The organism is Arthrobacter sp. E70 (genome assembly GCF_058266945.1).
The window spans coordinates 346,691-363,207 of record NZ_JBYQFR010000002.1 but is presented as its reverse complement, the minus strand read 5'-3'; the positions used below and the strand labels follow the sequence as shown (position 1 = coordinate 363,207).

Sequence of the window (16,517 nt, the reverse complement as noted above, 5' to 3'; positions counted from 1 at the left end):
GGTTGCGCTTCTCCTTTAACCCTAGCGCCGCTGGCCGGGCTCCGTGGCGCTGCCGGGGGCGGCCACGGTCACGGGCGCGTGCTCCACCGGGAAGTTCACGCTGCGGGCGATGAAACACACCCGGTTCGCTTCATGGTGCAGGGATCCGGCCAGTTCCAGCTGTGCGGCGTCCGCCACCGTCACCGTGGGGTGCAGGGTGACGCGCTCGAACTGGCCGCTGCCGTTCCGGTTGAGGCGCATCAGCCCCGACGCCTCGCCCCGGTAGTCGGTGACCACCACGCCGTGCTTCACGGCCACGTGCAGATAGGACAGCATGTGGCACTGGGCCAGGGCCGCCAAGAGGAGCTGTTCGGGGTTGTACCGCCCTCGGTCCCCGTGGAAGGTGGGGTCCGCTGAACCCTTGAGGACCGGAAGGCCCGGGATGAGGACGTCGTGGTCCCGCGAGTAGCTGCGGTAGGATGACGTCCCCTCGCCCTTGTTGCCGGTCCACTGCACTGTCAGGGAGTACCGGTGTTCGTCCAGGCCCACTAGGCGTCGCCCTCCGGCAGGACGTCGGCCGCGCGGGCGCGCAGGGCCCGGGCAACGCCGTCGCGGTTTTCCAGCATCATGCGGCGCAGGGCGGCGCTCTCGGGCGGCAGCGCAGCCAGGAAGCCGTCAGTGCGGTCGATGGTGGCCTGCGTTGTCAGCAACGCAGGGTAGAGACCGACGACGATCTGCTGGGCAAGTGCGTGGGTTCGCGTTGCCACGATGCCCGGCACGGCCGCAAAGTACCTTTCGGAGTACGGCTCCAGCACTGTCCGGTCCAGGACCCGCATGAATCCGGTCACGGCAGACCCCTGCAGGGCATTGGACAGCTCGCCCTTGACCACGATCGACTCCCAGGCAGCCTCCTTCGCCTCCGGTGTGGGGATCGCGGCCTTCGCCAGGGCCGCCGCGTTCTGCCCGGTGGACGTGTTGTCCCGCTCCAGTTCGGCGTCGATCCCGTCCTGCCCCATCCGGCCGCCGGCTACCAGCGAAGCCACCAGCTCCCAGCGCAGGTCCTGGTCCACGGCCAGCCCCTCCAGGACCACCGAGCCGTCCAGCAGCCCGCCCACGTTGTCCAGCTGGGGTCCGGTGCAGGCCAGCAGGGCAACGGACTTGATGAACTGCAGCTGGGCGTCGGAGCCGCTCGGGACCTCAGAAGCCAGCTGCCACAGGCGGTCTACTGCCGCTGCCGTGGTGGCTTCCCGGTGTTCCTCCGCCACATAGAAGTTCAGGGTGGTGGCCAGCTGGCGGAGCTGGACCAGGATGACCGAGGAGTCGGTTTCCGCAGCGACGTTGGCCAGGACCAGTTCCACGTACTTGCGCGCCGGAGTCTGCCCGTCCCTGGCGGCGTCCCAGGCGGAATTCCAGACCAGCGTCCGGGGGAGGCTGTTCCCGAAGTCCTTCAGGTGCGCCGTCGCCGTCGCGAGCGACTTCTGATCGAGCCGGACCTTGGCGTAGGCCAGGTCGTCATCGTTGAGCAGGATGAGGTCCGGCTGGGCATGGCCGGCAAGCGACGGCACCTCGGTGCGTTCGCCGTCGACATCCAGCTCCTCGCGGTGCACCCGCTCGAGCTTGCCCGCGCCGTCAAGGTTGTAGAACCCCACGGCCAGGCGGTGCGGACGGATGGTGGGCCATTCCGGTACGGCTGACTGCAGGATGGCGAAGGACCGCAGCCTGCCGTCGGCGTCCACCTCCAGCTCCGGCGTGAGGGTGTTCACGCCGGCGGTTTCCAGCCACTGCCGGCCCCAGGCGTCCAGGTCGCGGCCGCTGGCCTTTTCCAGCTCCACCAGGAGGTCGCCCAGCTCCGTGTTCTGCCAGGAGTGCTTGGCAAAGTACTCCCGGACACCCGCCATGAACTGCTCGGGGCCCACCCAGGCCACCAACTGGCGCAGGACCGAGGCCCCCTTGGCGTAGGTGATGCCGTCGAAGTTGACCTCGACATCCTGCAGGTCGTTGATCTCGGCAAAGATGGGGTGCGTGGTGGGGAGTTGGTCCTGCCGGTAGGCCCAGGACTTTTCCACAGAGGCGAAGGTGGTCCAGGCGCTGGTGAAGGACGTCGCTTCCACGGCGGCAAGATGGGACATGTACTCGGCGAAGGATTCATTAAGCCAGAGGTCGTTCCACCAGCGCATGGTCACCAGGTCCCCAAACCACATATGCGCCAGCTCGTGCAGCACCGTGATGGCGCGCCGCTCGATTTGTGCGCCGGTCACCTTGCTCCGGAACACATACCCTTCCAGGATGGTCACCGCCCCTGCGTTTTCCATCGCTCCGGCATTGAACTCGGGCACGAACAGCTGGTCGTACTTCTCGAACGGGTAGGGGCAGCCGAACTGTTCCTCGAAGAAACCGAAGCCCCGGCGGGTGAGTTCGAAGATGTTCTCCGCGTCCAGGTACTGCATCAGCGACTTCCGCGCAAAGATGCCCAGCGGGATGGTGCGGCCGTCCGAGCTGGTGACCTCGCTGCGCAGGGACTGGTACGGCCCGGCAATCAGCGCGGTGACGTAGGAGGACAGCCGCGGAGTCGGGGAAAACGTCCATACGGACCGGGCGGTGCCGTCTTCCGCCGGCGCCTCCACCGGAACAGGCGTGGGGGAGTTGGAGATGACATCCCAGTGCGAAGGGGCCGTGACCGTGAACGCGAAGGTGGCCTTCAGGTCGGGCTGCTCGAAGACGGCGAACATCCGGCGGGAATCGGGAACCTCGAACTGCGTGTAGAGGTACACCTCGTTGTCCACGGGGTCGACGAAGCGGTGCAGGCCCTCGCCGGTGTTCATGTAGGGCATGTCGGCGACGACCGTGAGTTCGTTGTCCTCCGCCAGGCCGGGCAGCTGGATCCGCACGCCGTCGGACACGGACTCCGGATCGAGGGCGGCGCCGTTCAGGGTGACGCTGTGCACCTTCCGGGTCACGGCGTCGATGAAGCTTGAGCTGCCGGGCGTGGCAGTGAACTTCACGGTGGTGGTACTGCCAAAGACCTCCCCGCCCCGGGTCAGGTCCAGGCTGACCTCGTAGGACTCGACGGTGATCAGTTCGGCGCGGCCGCGGGCTTCGGCGCGCGTCAGGTTCAGACCTGGCAAGGAGGGCCTCCAGAAAAGATTCGGCTGCCGGCGGGGATCCCGTACCCGGCACTGTGATGCATTCTTCCATTCCCTGACCGCTTGGCAAGTTATGCCGGTCACAGCCCGCTGCCGGTCCACTGCCGCCCGCCGCACCGCGCAGGGGTAGCGTTAAAGCATGGGAAAGTTCCTGGATTCGGTGGACGGCAAGGCCCTGCGTTTCGCCATCGGCTTCCCGGTGGTCCTCGCCGCGGCTTTCGTCTTCTGTGCGTCACTGCTGCGCAAGGACCTGCCGGAGCCGCTCGCCGTTCGGTGGACGGACGACGGCGGTGCCTCCTTTGCGCCTTTCGGCGCCTACGTGGGCGTCGGCGCCGCCGCGGTCATCGTTGCGGGCTGGCTGGTGCTGCTGCAGGCAGTGCCGCTCAGCAGGCCGGTGCTCATGCGCAGGATCATGATGGGTGCCGGGCTCTTCCTGAGCCTTTTCATCACGTCCGCCCTCGCGGCCGGGCTCGTGGGCCAGGCCGGGCTGGCGGATGCCCGCGAATCACGGGTGGACATGACCGTCCTGGCGCTCGGCAGCGGCGCGGCCGTCTCCCTTGGGGTCACCATGGCCATGGTCTACAAGGCAGACCGGCAGTGGTCGCCCGACGACGACCGGGCCCTCCAGGACGCCATCACCAGGGAACTGGACCCGGACCTTGCCCGGGACAGCATCCGGCTCTGGGTGCATGCCCGCAGCTCCGTCTTCGTCATGATCGCCATCGTCCTGTTCCCGGCGGCGCTCATCGCGGTCGCCGTGCCGTGGCTTGGCATCCTGCTCGTGGTCCTCGTGGTCGTGGGCGCCGCGTTCCTCTGCGCCCGGGTCAGGGCGGACCGGCGGGGGCTGAAGGTGCTCCTCGCCGGCGTTGTGCCCGTCATGGATGTCCCCGCCGGCGCAATTTCGGACGCCAGCGCGGCGGATGTCAAAGCCGCGGACTATGGCGGGTGGGGCTACCGGCACCACCGCGGTACTGCCGCCATGCTCGTCAGCAGCGGCCCCGCCGTCGTCGTGAGCAAGACCGACGGCCAGCGGCTCGCCGTCAGCGGCGGCAGCCAGGCCTCCGCCGCGCGGTTGGCCGACGTGCTCACGCGGGTGGCCGCCCGGGCCCGCCGCGGCGGAGGGCCCGCGGCTGCCGAATGAACACCGGAGGCCCGGCAACCGGCAATCCTTAGTATCCTTATCCGTGTCGTTCCGGCCTCCACCCGGCCGGCCCCGCCTCCCCATCACCGAACGGACTTTGCTCGTGACTTCTTCCCCTGCCTTCCCGCGGGTCCACATCGCAACCGACCACGCAGGCATGGAGCTCAGCGCCCACCTCGTGTCCCACCTGACCGGCAAGGGGTATGAGGTGGTGGACCACGGACCCAAGGTCTACGACGCCCAGGACGACTACCCGTCCTTCTGCATCAACGCCGCCCTTGCCGTGGTGGCCGACCGGGAGGCAGGCATCCACGCGCTCGGCATCGTGCTGGGCGGCTCCGGCAACGGTGAACAGATTGCCGCGAACAAAGTGAGGGGCATCCGCGCGGCCCTTGCGTGGAACCTCTCCACGGCCACCCTGGCCCGCGAGCACAACGATGCCAACGTGGTGGCCCTGGGCGGCCGCCAGCACACCGTTGAAGAAGCTACCGCCTTGGTCGAGGCGTTCCTGGCCGAGCCGTTCAGCAACGATGAACGCCACGTCCGCCGGATCGAAAAGATTGCGGTGTTCGAGGCAACCGGCGAGGTCATCGAGTAGTGCCCGAGGGCCATTCCGTCCGCAGGCTGGCCCGGCAGTTCGGCGACGTCTTCGCCGGCCAGGCGCTGGCCGTTACCAGCCCGCAGGGCAGGTTCAGCGGGGGAGCGGCGCTGCTGCACGGCCATACCCTCCTCGCCGCCGAAGCGCACGGCAAGCACTTGTTCCTGCACTTCGACAACGCGCTGGTGCTGCACGTCCACCTCGGCCTGTACGGTGCCTGGAGTTTTGGCGGGGACAGCACGTTCAGCGGGGCCTCCAGCATTGGCGCCCCGCGGCGGGTGGGGGAGCAGGAGGCCTTCGGAACGGCGGACGACGACGGCGGCGCACCTTACGCCGGACCGCCGGCGCCCGTCGGGGCCGTGCGGGTCAGGCTCGCCGGCAGCCACGGCTGGGCAGACCTCCGCGGCGCCACCACCTGCGAAACCATCACTGCGGCAGAGGCCGATGCCGTGCTGGCGCGCCTGGGGCCGGACCCGCTGCGCAACCTGCGCGGTGACGCAGGCCGGTTCGCGGCCAACCTCGCGGGCAGGAAGACGCCGCTGGCCGCACTGCTGATGGACCAAAAGGTGATTGCCGGCGTCGGAAACGTCTACCGCGCGGAAGTCCTGTTCCGCCGTCGGCTGGATCCCTGGCTGCCCGGTGCCGCGGTACCTGACGCCGTGGCGCGCAGGCTCTGGCGCGACATCGCCGCCGTCATGACCGACGGAGTCACCGACGGCCGCATCATCACCACGCCGCCCAAGTACTGGGCCTTCGATGGCACAACGGCTGCCAGGGCGGCCGCTGCGGGGCTGCCCGTCCCACCCAAGAGCGCAAGCTTCCCGGACCGCGACGACGTCCACTTCGTCTACAAGCGGCACGGGCTGCCCTGCCGCGTCTGCCGCACCGTCCTGCTGATCGCGGACCTCGCCGGCCGCAACCTCTACTGGTGCCCCAGCTGCCAGGCTCCTGCCTAGCAGGGTTAAGCACAGAAGGCCCCCTCAATCGAGGGGGCCTTCTGTGTAACTGGCTCTGGTGTAACTGGAGGGGACGACGGGAATCGAACCCGCGTAATCAGTTTGGAAGACTGAGGCTTTACCATTAAGCTACGTCCCCGAAGGAAGAACCGCTTTTTCGCGGAAACTTCGGGCTGGCTGTCCAAGCCGGATATAACTAAACCTAATCCATGGCCTACGTGTCAAATGTGCAATCGCGACGCGTATCACCGTAGACTTGCCTGTGCACTAACGGGGTGTAGCTCAGCTTGGCTAGAGCGCCTGCTTTGGGAGCAGGAAGTCGCAGGTTCAAATCCTGTCACCCCGACTCTGCGGCCCGGACCGTACGGTTCCGGACATATTGCGTTTGCAGAACCCCATCCCACAACCCAGGAGTACTTAGACCGTGAAGAGCGCTGTCGAGAACCTCACCCCCACGCGGGTCAAGCTCAATGTTGAGGTCCCCTTTGAGGAATTGAAGCCCAGCATCGACTCGGCCTACAAGACTGTTGCTTCGCAGATCCAGGTTCCCGGGTTCCGCAAGGGCAAGGTTCCCGCCAAGCTCATCGACCAGCGCGTCGGCCGCGGCTACGTCCTGGAGACCGCCATCAACGACGGCCTCAACGGCTGGTACCAGGCTGCCGTCGTCGAATCCGGCATCCGCCCGCTGAGCCGTCCCGAGGTGGAGATCACCGAGGTGCCGGACCCCTCCGCCACCGACGGCGGCCTGAAGTTCGCCGCCGAGGTGGACGTCCGCCCCGAGATCGAACTTCCGGACTACGCCGGCATCGAGGTCCAGGTGGCCGCCGCTGAGTCCTCCGAGGCCGACGTCGACAAGGCCCTGGACGAACTGCGTGGCCGCTTCGGCACCCTGAAGTCCGTTGACCGCCCGGCCGCCGACGGCGACTTCCTCACCATCGACATCACCGCCACGATCAACGGCGAAGAAGTGGACTCGGCCGCCGGCCTGTCCTACCAGGTGGGCGCAGGCACCATGCTCGAAGGCATGGACGAAGCCGTCACCGGCCTCAGTGCCGACGAGGACGCCATCTTCGACACCACCCTCGTGGGCGGCGAGCACGCCGGCGAAGCCGCGCAGGTCAAGGTGGTCGTGAAGGCCGTCAAGGAACGCGAACTGCCCGAAGCGAACGATGACTTCGCCCAGCTGGCCTCCGAGTTCGACACGATCGCCGAACTGCGCGAAGACCTGGCCAAGCAGGCTGCCAGCTCCAAGATCGTCGAGCAGGGCGTTGAAGCCCGGGACAAGGTCCTGGACAAGCTCGTCGAGCTGGTTGAGGTGCCCGTTCCGGACTCCGTCGTCGAAGAGCAGCTCGAAGCCCACTTCCAGGAGGGCAACGGCCACGGCGACGGCGAGCACGACACCGAAGAGCACCGCGAAGAGGTCCGGGCCAACACGGCCCGCGCCTTCCAGAACGAAATCATCCTCGACGCCATCGCGGAGAAGGAAGAAGTCAACGTCAGCCAGAACGAGCTGATCGACTACATCGTCAGCACCGCCAGCCAGTACGGCATGGACCCGAACCAGTTCGCCCAGATCATCGATCAGAGCGGCCAGGTCCCCATGATGGTTTCCGAGGTCCGCCGCCGCAAGGCCCTGGCAGTCGTGCTGGGCCAGGCCACCGTGACCGACTCCGAGGGCAACGCCGTTGACCTAAGCGACTTCGTCCGCCCCGCCGGCGAAGAAGCTCCGGCTGCCGAGGCGCCCGAAGCTGCCGAGGCCGAGGACGCTGCAGCCGCCAAGGCCTAGTCCTTACCACCCCATGGCAACGGCCCCCGGATCCCTGCGATCCGGGGGCCGTTGGTCTTTCCCGGGGGCTTTGCGGCGCTGGTCGGCGGATCGTGCGCCGTCAGCGAACAGCCGCTTGGGCGCGAACAAAATGTCGGTGAAACCGGTTAGTGTCCAAGTAGTGATTTTCAGTGATGTCACCGTCACCAGCGAGAGGTAAGTAAACATGTCACAGCACCAAGAGGCCCCCCGGATGGCGACCGTCGATCCTGCAGCCCAGGACAACTACATTTACAACCGCCTCCTCAAGGAGCGGATCATCTGGCTCGGCTCGGAGGTGCGTGACGACAACGCCAACGCGATCTGCTCGCAGCTGCTCCTGCTGTCCGCCGAGAACCCGGAAAAGGACATCTACCTCTACATCAACTCCCCGGGCGGTTCGGTCACGGCCGGCATGGCGATCTACGACACCATGCAGTTCATCCCCAATGATGTGGTGACCGTCGCAACCGGCCTTGCTGCCTCCATGGGGCAGTTCCTGCTGTCCTCCGGCACCAAGGGCAAGCGCTACGCCACCCCGAACGCCCGCGTCCTGATGCACCAGCCTTCCGGCGGAATCGGCGGCACCGCCTCCGACATCAAGATCCAGGCGGAGCTCATCCTGCACATGAAGAAGGTCATGGCGGAACTGACGGCGGAGCAGACCGGACAGACCGTGGAGACCATCCTCAAGGACAACGACCGCGACAAGTGGTTTACGGCTACCGAAGCCCTTGAATACGGCTTCTTCGACAAGATTGCCGCCCACGCCGGCTCCGTGTCAGGCGGCGGCGGAACCTCCAACGGGTCCTCCGGCGAATCAGCCTCCCAGAACTAACCGGCAACCAGAACCCTTTCGATCAGGAGCAAAGACAATGAACTACAACTTCGGGTGGTCCGCCGGCAATCTTCCGTCCAGCCGCTACGTCCTGCCTCAGTTCGAGGAGCGCACCCCCTACGGCTTCAAGCGCCAGGACCCGTACACCAAGCTCTTCGAGGACCGCATCATCTTCCTCGGCGTGCAGGTGGACGACGCCTCCGCGGATGACATCATGGCCCAGCTGCTGGTGCTCGAGTCCACCGACCCGGACCGCGATATCACGCTGTACATCAACTCTCCGGGCGGCTCGTTCACCGCGATGACCGCAATCTACGACACCATGCAGTACATCCGGCCCGAAATCCAGACAGTCTGCCTGGGCCAGGCAGCCAGCGCCGCTGCGGTGCTGCTGGCCGCTGGTACTCCAGGCAAACGCCTGGCGCTTCCCAACGCCCGTGTCCTGATCCACCAGCCGGCGCTCTCGGGCGGCCAGGGCGGCCAGGCGTCCGACCTGGAGATCCAGGCCGCCGAGGTCATGCGGATGCGTTCCTGGCTTGAGGACACGCTGGCCCAGCACTCCGGGCGGACGTCGGAGCAGGTCAACAACGACATCGAGCGTGACAAGATCCTCACGGCGGATGAGGCCCAGGCCTATGGCCTCATCGACCAGGTCCTGGATTCACGCAAGATCAAGCCCCAGGCAATCACGAGGTAGCAGTACGGAAAGCCGGTGCGGCCCAGTTCATTTGGCCGCACCGGCCTTTTCTTTCCACCCTTGGGAGCCAATGTGACCTAGAGTGGAAGATGTCACAAGCCGGTCCCGCTGGCCGGCAATGATTTCAGCAACGGTGCAAGGCTGCATGGCAGCAGGATACTAAGGGGTTCACATATGGCTCGGATTGGCGAGAGCACGGATCTGCTGAAGTGCTCTTTCTGCGGAAAGAGCCAGAAGCAGGTGCGCAAGCTCATTGCCGGGCCGGGAGTCTACATCTGCGATGAATGCATCGAGCTGTGCAACGAAATCATCGAAGAGGAACTCGCGGAAGTAGCTGACCTCGGAAGCTTCGAGCTTCCCAAGCCCCGCGAAATCTTCGATTTCCTGCAGGAATACGTCATCGGCCAGGAGCCCGCGAAGCGGTCCCTCGCCGTCGCCGTTTACAACCATTACAAGCGCATCCAGGCCGGCCATGCACCGAAGTCCGGCAGCCTGGGCGACGGCGGCCACCACGACGACGTCGAGATCGCCAAATCGAACATCCTCCTGATCGGCCCGACCGGTTGCGGCAAGACCTACCTGGCCCAGACCCTCGCCCGGCGCCTGAACGTCCCCTTCGCCGTGGCTGATGCCACTGCCCTGACCGAGGCCGGCTATGTGGGTGAGGATGTGGAGAACATCCTGCTCAAGCTCATCCAGGCCGCGGACTACGACGTCAAGAAGGCCGAGCAGGGCATCATCTACATTGACGAGATCGACAAGATCTCGCGCAAGAGCGAGAACCCTTCCATTACCAGGGACGTCTCCGGCGAAGGCGTCCAGCAGGCCCTCCTGAAGATCCTGGAAGGCACGGTCGCTTCAGTCCCGCCACAGGGCGGCAGGAAACACCCGCACCAGGAATTCATCCAGATCGACACCACGAACGTCCTTTTCATCGTGGCAGGCGCCTTCGCCGGGCTTGAGGAGATTATCGGCTCCCGTTCGGGCCGCAAGGGCATCGGCTTCGGTGCCCCGCTGAATGAAGCCAGCAAGAAGGTGGACTCCTACGGTGAGGTCATGCCGGAGGACCTGCTCAAGTTCGGCCTGATCCCCGAGTTCATCGGCCGGCTCCCCGTGATCACCACTGTGTCGAACCTCGACCGCGACGCCCTGATCCAGATCCTCTCCACGCCCAAGAACGCGCTGGTCAAGCAGTACCAGAAGATGTTCCACATCGACGGCGTCGAGTTGGTGTTCGATCCGGCCGCGCTCGAGGCCATTGCCGACCAAGCACTCGAACGGGGCACCGGTGCCCGCGGACTCCGTGCCATCCTGGAGGAAGTGCTGCTTCCCGTTATGTTCGACCTGCCAAGCCGCGAGGACGTCGCCAGCGTGGTCATCACCGAGGACGTTGTGCTCCGAGGTGCCGAGCCCACCATCATCCCGCACGAGACCAAGCGCCGTAAGTCCGCCTGACCAGAAAGACTCCATGACTGTACCCGCCAAGAACAAAGCCGACTTCTGGTTCGACCCCCTGTGCCCGTTCGCCTGGATCACCTCCCGCTGGATCGGAGAGGTCGAAGCCGTGCGCGACATCGAGACGGAGTGGCACGTCATGAGCCTGGCCGTCCTCAACGAGGGGCGCGACCTGGACCCCGACTACCGGAAGTCCATGGATGACGCCTGGGGCATGGTCCGCGTGATGATCGCTGCCCAGCAGGAGCACGGCGACCACACCGTCAAGGCCCTGTATGACGCCATGGGATCCCTGATCCATGACGGGGGCGAAAAGGACCGCTCCCTGGTGATCACCAAGGCGCTTGCCGAATGCGGCCTGCCGGCATCACTCGCCGAGGCGGCCACCACGGACGCGTACGACGACAAGCTCCGCGCCAGCCACGAGGAAGGCATCTCCCTGGTGGGCCAGGACGTGGGAACCCCCGTGGTGGCCTTCAATGGAACGGCGTTCTTTGGCCCCGTCCTTACCCGCATCCCCCGCGGTGAGGAAGCCGGAACGCTGTGGGACGCCACCACCGCCCTGGCCGCCTACCCGCACTTCTTCGAGCTCAAGCGCAGCCGGACCGAGCGGCCTGAATTCAGCTGACCTGCCGCCGGAAAAGCGGCCGAAAAACAGCCGGAAACACACGCAAGGGCCCCGGGCAAACTACCGATGTGTAGTTTCCCCGGGGCCCTTGCATGTCCCCGGGAGCGGGGCCACAATAGTCATTACCCACTTCGAAAGAAGCGGGACGCAGGAACCAAAGATTCAGTGATATGTAGTTTGACGCAGCCATCGGCAAAGTTGAATGCAAGCTACCAGTGACGGGGTAGTAAGACCTGAAGATCAGCGGATCCTGCCAGACCATCAGAGCACGTCACCGGATGGCCGAAAAGTCGAAGCCCCACCAACGGCAAAACGCTGATGGGGCTTCCCCTTTGCCCTGATGCCGCTCCGGCACCAGGGCTTCTGTCGTCTTAGGCCTTGGCCGGCTCGTCACTCGGGGCCAGGGCCACACCGGTCACAGCCAGGTCGCCGTCGCCAACCACGAGGGTGATGTCCCTGGCGTTGGAGGCTGCCTTCAGGTCGGCCAGGCCGGCCTGCAGTTGGGCGGTAAGCCCCTCCGGTGCCGTGATGGTGGCGGACAGCACCTCGGTGCGCTGCTTGACCTTGGCCTCGGACTTGGCCTTGCGGACGCCGCTGAGCGCCACGCCCACGGTTGCCAGCATGGTGTTGTCCCCGCCCGGAATGGCCAGCGCCGCAGGCCATTCGGCGCGGTGCACGGAGCCGGTGCGCCACCAGCTCCACACTTCTTCGGTGGCGAAGGGCAGGAACGGCGCGAAGAGCCGCAGCAGGGTGTCCAGCGTGGTGGCCAGCGCAGCCAGCACCGACGCCTGCTCCGCCTCACCGGCGGCGCCGTACGCGCGGTCCTTGATGAGTTCGACATAGTCGTCCGTGAACTGCCAGAAGAACGATTCCGTGAGCTGCAGGGCGCGGGCGTAGTCGTAGTTGTCGAACGCCTTGGTGGACTGTGCCACGACGTCGGCCAGCTGGGCCAGGAGCGCACGGTCCAAGGGGTTGGTCAGGACGCTCAGGTCGCCCGACAGCACGGAGTTTTCGGTGGCACCGAGGTTCAGCACGAACTTGGACGCGTTCAGCAGCTTGATGGCCAGGCGCCGGCCGATCTTCATCTGGGCGATCTCGTAGGCGGTGTCGGCACCGAGTCGTGCTGAGGCGGCCCAGTAGCGGACTGCATCCGAACCGAATTCGTTCAGCACATCCGTCGGGACCACCACGTTGCCCTTGGACTTGGACATCTTCTTGCGGTCCGGGTCCAGGATCCAGCCCGAGATGGCAGCGTGCTTCCAGGGAGCGCAGTCCTGTAGGGCATCGGCACGTACCGCGGACGAGAACAGCCAAGTGCGGATGATGTCATGGCCTTGCGGGCGGAGGTCGAACGGGAAGACCTTGCCGAACAGGTCCTCGTCCCGGCTCCAGCCGCCCACGATCTGGGGGGTGAGTGAGGACGTTGCCCAGGTATCCAGCACGTCGGCGTCACCCGTGAAGCCGTTGGGCTGGTCCCGCTGGGCTTCGTCGAAGCCGGGGGCGGCATCCGCGGCAGGGTCCACGGGCAGCAGCTCGTCGGAGGGCAGTATGGGGTTGTCGTAGTCGGGGTTTCCCTGCGCATCGAGCCGGTACCAGACGGGGATGGGCACCCCGAAGAAGCGCTGGCGGGAAACCAGCCAGTCACCGTTCAGGCCGGCGATCCAGTTCTCGTAGCGGGAACGCATGAAGGACGGGTGGAAGTCGATTTCCTGGCCCCGCCGGATCAGGCGTTCGCGGCGGTCCTCGTCCCGGCCGCCGTTGCGGATGTACCACTGGCGGGAGGTGACCACTTCCAGCGGCTTGTCGCCCTTTTCGAAGAAGTTGACCGGGTGGGTGATCTTCTTCGGTTCGCCGTCCAGCAGGTCCGCTTCCGTGAGCAGCTCCACCACGGCCTCCTTGGCGGAGAAGGCAGTCTTGCCGGCAATCGCCGCGTAGGACTGCTTGCCGGCTTCGCTGGTGATCCAGTCCGGGGTTTCGGCGATGATGCGGCCGTCACGGCCCATGATGGCCCGGGTGGGCAGCTGCAGTTCGCGCCACCAGGTGACGTCGGTCAGGTCACCGAAGGTGCAGACCATCGCGATGCCCGAGCCCTTGTCAGCCTTGGCCAGCGGATGGGCCTTGACCTCCAGCTCGACGTCGAACAGCGGGGACCGGACGGTCTTGCCGAACAGCGGCTGGTACCGCTCGTCGTCGGGGTTTGCCACCAGCGCGGCACAGGCAGCCAGCAACTCCGGACGCGTGGTCTCGATGAACACCTTGGTGCCGTCTTCGGCGAAGAACGGGTACCGGTAGTACGCGCCCGGCACGTCGCGGTCCTCGAGTTCAGCCTGCGCCACGGCGGTGCGGAAGGTAACGTCCCACAGCGTGGGTGCCTCGGCCATGTACGCGTCGCCGGCAGCGAGGTTGGCGAGGAAGGCACGCTGGGACACCGCCCGGGAGGTGTCGTCAATGGTGCGGTAGGTCAGGTCCCAGTCAACGGACAGGCCCAAGGTCTGGAACAGGTTCTCGAAGACCTTTTCGTCCTCGACAGCGAGTTCCTCGCACAGCTCGATGAAGTTTTGCCGGGAAACGACGTCGAAGTCCCGCTGGTTCTTGGCTGGCTGTGCCGGCGGCCGGTAGTCGGCGTTGTAGGGGATGGCGGGATCGCAGCGGACACCGTAGTAGTTCTGGACGCGGCGCTCGGTCGGCAGCCCGTTGTCATCCCAGCCCATGGGGTAGAAGACGTTCTTGCCGGTCATGCGCATGTAGCGTGCCTGGACGTCCGTCTGGGTGAAGGAGAACATGTGCCCCACATGCAGGGATCCCGACGCGGTGGGCGGGGGAGTGTCGATCGAGTAGACCTGCTCCCGGGTGGTGTCGGGGTTGAACTTGTAGGTTCCCTCGGCCAGCCAGCGCTGGGTGAGCGCCGTCTCGAGGCCTTCGAGGGCCGGCTTGTCCGGAACGTTGATGGGGGCGGTGGTGGGCGTGTCTGTACCCTGCGTGTCTTCAGCCATTGGGTAATTCTTTCATGTCCGCTTCCATCCCGCCGAACCAGCGCCTGGCAGGGCCGGAGGCGGGTAGCATGCGCCCATGGGAGAGTTGTGGGGAACCTTTGCCGTCAAGCGCATCTACGAGCCGCCGGAGGACGACGACGGCTGCCGGGTGCTGGTGGACCGGCTCTGGCCGCGGGGCCTCGCCAAGGCCGGCGCCGCCGTCGACCTGTGGCTGAAGGAAGTGGCGCCCTCAACCGTGCTGCGCAAGGAGTTCAACCACCGACCCGAACGCTTCGCCGATTTCAGTGAACGCTACACCGATGAACTGGACTCCAATCCCGCCGTGGAGACCCTGCGGGAACTCGCCGCCCGCCACCGGCGTGTCACCCTGCTCTACGCGGCCCGGGACACCGAGGCCAACCACGCGCGTGTCCTGCTCGATTACCTGCGGGGGCGGCCCGCCGGCTGATCCCGCTAGGGTGGTGCCATGACTGAGGACTTGCAGAAAAAGGCAGCACTGGTGACCGGCGCGAGCAGCGGAATCGGGGAGGCAACGGTCCGGGCGCTGCGCGCCGACGGATGGACGGTCTTCGCCGTGGCACGCCGGGCTGAACGCCTCGCTGCGCTCGAAAGCGGGACGGGCGCCGTCGCCATTCCTGCCGACATTGCCGAGGACGACGACGTGTCCCGGCTCCTTGCCCAGGTCACCGCGGCGGGTGGCGTGGACACGCTCATCAACATCGCAGGCGGCGCCCGCGGCGCCGATAAGGTGGGCGACGCCAGCACCGAAGACTGGGAGTGGATGTACCGCGTCAACGTCCTGGGCACCATGAAGCTGACCCGCGCCTTCCTGCCCATGCTCCGGGCCAACGGCAAGGGTACGGTGCTCAACCTCACCTCCACTGCAGGCCTGGACGCCTATGAAGGCGGCGGTGGGTACAACGCCGCCAAGTTCGCCCAGCACGCCATGACCAACGCGCTTCGGCTCGAAGAGGCGGAGAACAACGTCCGTGTCATCGAGGTGGCGCCGGGCCTGGTGCAGACCGAGGAGTTCGCCCTCAACCGGCTGGGGAACGCGCAGGCGGCGGAGAAGGTCTACCAGGGCGTGGCGGAGCCGCTGACGGCGGAGGACGTGGCAGACGTGGTGCGCTACGCCGTCACAGCGCCCCACCACGTCAACCTGGACCAGATCGTGATCCGTCCGGTGGCTCAGGCCGCCAACTACAAGCTGATCAGGAAGGGCTAGGGGACGTGGATCTGCAAGGCGGCGACCACGGCTGCGTGGTCGGTGCCTTCGATCCGGTGCACTGAGTACCCGGAGCTGCTGATGTCCGGGCTGGTCACCAGATGGTCGAGGGCTATGCCCGGCAGCCGGTAGTCCCGCATCGGCCACGTGGGCACCAGCCTGCTGCCCTGCGAGGCGGCCACGTCCACGAGGGCGCGGCGGCCGCCGGTACCTGCCAGGAGCGCCCGGAACTCCCGGTGGTCATACGTCGCGTTGAAGTCCCCGGCCAGCAACAGCGGCCCGGAGCCATTGTGTGCCCTGGCCACCGCGGCGAGGTCGCTGCGCCATTGGTCCACGGCGTCGTCCGCAGGCGCCAGGGCGTGTACGGCGACGACACGCAGTGCCGCGCCACTGCCGCCGCCGAGGTCGAGGCGGGCTACCGGCATGCTGAAGCGGGTGTCCGGGATGACACCTGACGCCGTGAGGCTGCGCGCGGAGTAGATGGCACTGCCGCCGGCACCGTCCCTGGCATGGGAAATCCGGTGGGGCAGCAGCGCATCCAGCCCCGCCGCCGTGAGCCTGCCCTGCAGTTCCGGCGTGAACTCCTCCACCGCCAGCAGGTCCACATGCCGGCCACGGACCAGGGCCACGATCTCGCCGGCATCCGCGCGGCCCACCTCGGCATTGATGGTCATGGCAACCAAGCCGATGGGCGTACCGGCTGCTTCAGCGGCCGGTTCCCTGACGTCCAGGGGGTAAAGCCAGAACGCCTGGCATCCCAGCAGGGCCGCCGCCACAACCTGCTGCCAACGGCTCCGCCCCAGGAAGGCCAGGAGCAATGCCGCGGCGGCGGGCGCGGCCAGCCACGGCGTAAAGGCCACCAGCTGCACGGCAAGCACGGGCCACTCCACGGGCAGGGCGCGGAAGGCCGACACCACGGCCACCGGAAGGGTGACGGGAACGAACAGCCACCTGCAGATCCGGGCAGCGCGCCGCCCGATCCCTGGTACCGCGGAAGCCGCCATGAAGCGAGTCTAGGCAAGGGGCCGCCTGAATGGCACTGGCGCCGCCGCAATAGTAG

At 66.5% G+C, this 16,517-nt stretch carries 14 protein-coding genes and 2 tRNA genes; 11 read left to right on the top strand and 5 right to left on the bottom strand.

Annotated features, from left to right (window positions below; translation table 11 throughout):
• Nucleotides 1-21: 21 nt before the first annotated feature.
• Together AC3IMC_RS03685 and pepN are read right to left on the bottom strand one after the other, a co-directional pair.
• Nucleotides 22-528, bottom strand: coding sequence for an OsmC family protein (locus AC3IMC_RS03685; protein WP_490917069.1), 507 nt, complete (start codon nt 526-528; stop codon nt 22-24).
• Nucleotides 528-3,104, bottom strand: a complete 2,577-nt coding sequence (gene pepN, locus AC3IMC_RS03680; RefSeq protein WP_490917068.1) for an aminopeptidase N — start codon at nt 3,102-3,104, stop codon at nt 528-530. Before pepN ends, AC3IMC_RS03685 begins: the two co-directional genes overlap by 1 nt.
• Nucleotides 3,105-3,261: 157 nt before the next feature.
• Between pepN and AC3IMC_RS03675 the strand changes: the two genes are divergently transcribed.
• The 3 genes from AC3IMC_RS03675 to AC3IMC_RS03665 all read left to right on the top strand — a co-directional run bounded on the left by AC3IMC_RS03675 (nt 3,262) and on the right by AC3IMC_RS03665 (nt 5,817).
• Nucleotides 3,262-4,263: a hypothetical protein gene (locus AC3IMC_RS03675; RefSeq protein ID WP_490917067.1), complete on the top strand. Its 1,002-nt coding sequence runs from the start codon at nt 3,262-3,264 to the stop codon at nt 4,261-4,263.
• Between the two features lie 103 nt (nt 4,264-4,366).
• Complete coding sequence (locus AC3IMC_RS03670; RefSeq protein WP_454486096.1) at nt 4,367-4,861, top strand: ribose-5-phosphate isomerase; 495 nt, start codon at nt 4,367-4,369, stop codon at nt 4,859-4,861.
• Nucleotides 4,861-5,817 carry an Fpg/Nei family DNA glycosylase gene (locus AC3IMC_RS03665; protein ID WP_490917066.1) on the top strand — a complete coding sequence of 319 codons (957 nt, stop codon included), beginning with the start codon at nt 4,861-4,863 and terminating at the stop codon, nt 5,815-5,817. The genes AC3IMC_RS03670 and AC3IMC_RS03665 overlap by 1 nt, the downstream gene beginning before the upstream one ends.
• A 65-nt stretch (nt 5,818-5,882) precedes the next feature.
• Here AC3IMC_RS03665 and AC3IMC_RS03660 read toward each other — a convergent pair.
• Nucleotides 5,883-5,956, bottom strand: a tRNA-Gly gene (locus tag AC3IMC_RS03660).
• Nucleotides 5,957-6,088: 132 nt separating this feature from the next.
• Between AC3IMC_RS03660 and AC3IMC_RS03655 the strand changes: the two genes are divergently transcribed.
• The 6 genes from AC3IMC_RS03655 to AC3IMC_RS03630 all read left to right on the top strand — a co-directional run bounded on the left by AC3IMC_RS03655 (nt 6,089) and on the right by AC3IMC_RS03630 (nt 11,239).
• A tRNA-Pro gene (locus AC3IMC_RS03655) sits at nt 6,089-6,163 on the top strand.
• 78 nt (nt 6,164-6,241) lie between these two features.
• Nucleotides 6,242-7,603, top strand: a complete 1,362-nt coding sequence (gene tig, locus AC3IMC_RS03650) for a trigger factor (protein ID WP_490917065.1) — start codon at nt 6,242-6,244, stop codon at nt 7,601-7,603.
• Between the two features lie 232 nt (nt 7,604-7,835).
• A complete protein-coding gene (locus tag AC3IMC_RS03645) occupies nt 7,836-8,459 on the top strand; it encodes an ATP-dependent Clp protease proteolytic subunit (RefSeq protein WP_018761581.1) in 624 nt (207 codons plus the stop codon).
• A 37-nt stretch (nt 8,460-8,496) separates the two neighbouring features.
• Nucleotides 8,497-9,156, top strand: coding sequence for an ATP-dependent Clp protease proteolytic subunit (locus AC3IMC_RS03640; RefSeq protein WP_138606612.1), 660 nt, complete (start codon nt 8,497-8,499; stop codon nt 9,154-9,156).
• A 174-nt stretch (nt 9,157-9,330) separates the two neighbouring features.
• Nucleotides 9,331-10,611, top strand: coding sequence for an ATP-dependent Clp protease ATP-binding subunit ClpX (gene clpX / locus AC3IMC_RS03635; protein WP_490917064.1), 1,281 nt, complete (start codon nt 9,331-9,333; stop codon nt 10,609-10,611).
• Between the two features lie 13 nt (nt 10,612-10,624).
• Entirely contained in the window at nt 10,625-11,239 is a 615-nt protein-coding gene (locus AC3IMC_RS03630; RefSeq protein ID WP_490917063.1) for a mycothiol-dependent nitroreductase Rv2466c family protein, read from the top strand.
• 371 nt (nt 11,240-11,610) lie between these two features.
• On the opposite strand, the gene valS is transcribed toward AC3IMC_RS03630, so the two are convergent.
• Nucleotides 11,611-14,232, bottom strand: coding sequence for a valine--tRNA ligase (gene valS / locus AC3IMC_RS03625; RefSeq protein ID WP_490917062.1), 2,622 nt, complete (start codon nt 14,230-14,232; stop codon nt 11,611-11,613).
• Nucleotides 14,233-14,308: 76 nt separating this feature from the next.
• On the opposite strand from valS, the gene AC3IMC_RS03620 reads away from it, so the two are divergent.
• Nucleotides 14,309-14,680 (top strand): DUF488 domain-containing protein, encoded by a 372-nt coding sequence (locus AC3IMC_RS03620; RefSeq protein ID WP_490917061.1) that lies wholly within the window; start codon nt 14,309-14,311, stop codon nt 14,678-14,680.
• A gap of 18 nt (nt 14,681-14,698) precedes the next feature.
• Entirely contained in the window at nt 14,699-15,457 is a 759-nt protein-coding gene (locus tag AC3IMC_RS03615; RefSeq protein WP_490917060.1) for an SDR family oxidoreductase, read from the top strand.
• Here AC3IMC_RS03615 and AC3IMC_RS03610 read toward each other — a convergent pair.
• Nucleotides 15,454-16,461 (bottom strand): endonuclease/exonuclease/phosphatase family protein, encoded by a 1,008-nt coding sequence (locus AC3IMC_RS03610; RefSeq protein WP_490917059.1) that lies wholly within the window; start codon nt 16,459-16,461, stop codon nt 15,454-15,456. The two genes, AC3IMC_RS03615 and AC3IMC_RS03610, sit on opposite strands and share 4 nt — an antisense overlap.
• Nucleotides 16,462-16,517: the final 56 nt, after the last annotated feature.

What these genes read in the sequence shown, in the direction of transcription:
- AC3IMC_RS03675 (WP_490917067.1), top strand. Translation starts at nt 3,262, where the DNA reads ATGGGAAAGTTCCTGGATTCGGTGGACGGCAAGGCCCTGCGTTTCGCC.
- AC3IMC_RS03645 (WP_018761581.1), top strand. Translation starts at nt 7,836, where the DNA reads ATGGCGACCGTCGATCCTGCAGCCCAGGACAACTACATTTACAACCGC.
- AC3IMC_RS03640 (WP_138606612.1), top strand. Translation starts at nt 8,497, where the DNA reads ATGAACTACAACTTCGGGTGGTCCGCCGGCAATCTTCCGTCCAGCCGC.
- clpX (WP_490917064.1), top strand. Translation starts at nt 9,331, where the DNA reads ATGGCTCGGATTGGCGAGAGCACGGATCTGCTGAAGTGCTCTTTCTGC.
- AC3IMC_RS03630 (WP_490917063.1), top strand. Translation starts at nt 10,625, where the DNA reads ATGACTGTACCCGCCAAGAACAAAGCCGACTTCTGGTTCGACCCCCTG.
- valS (WP_490917062.1), bottom strand. Translation starts at nt 14,232, where the DNA reads ATGGCTGAAGACACGCAGGGTACAGACACGCCCACCACCGCCCCCATC.
- AC3IMC_RS03620 (WP_490917061.1), top strand. Translation starts at nt 14,309, where the DNA reads ATGGGAGAGTTGTGGGGAACCTTTGCCGTCAAGCGCATCTACGAGCCG.
- AC3IMC_RS03615 (WP_490917060.1), top strand. Translation starts at nt 14,699, where the DNA reads ATGACTGAGGACTTGCAGAAAAAGGCAGCACTGGTGACCGGCGCGAGC.
- AC3IMC_RS03610 (WP_490917059.1), bottom strand. Translation starts at nt 16,461, where the DNA reads ATGGCGGCTTCCGCGGTACCAGGGATCGGGCGGCGCGCTGCCCGGATC.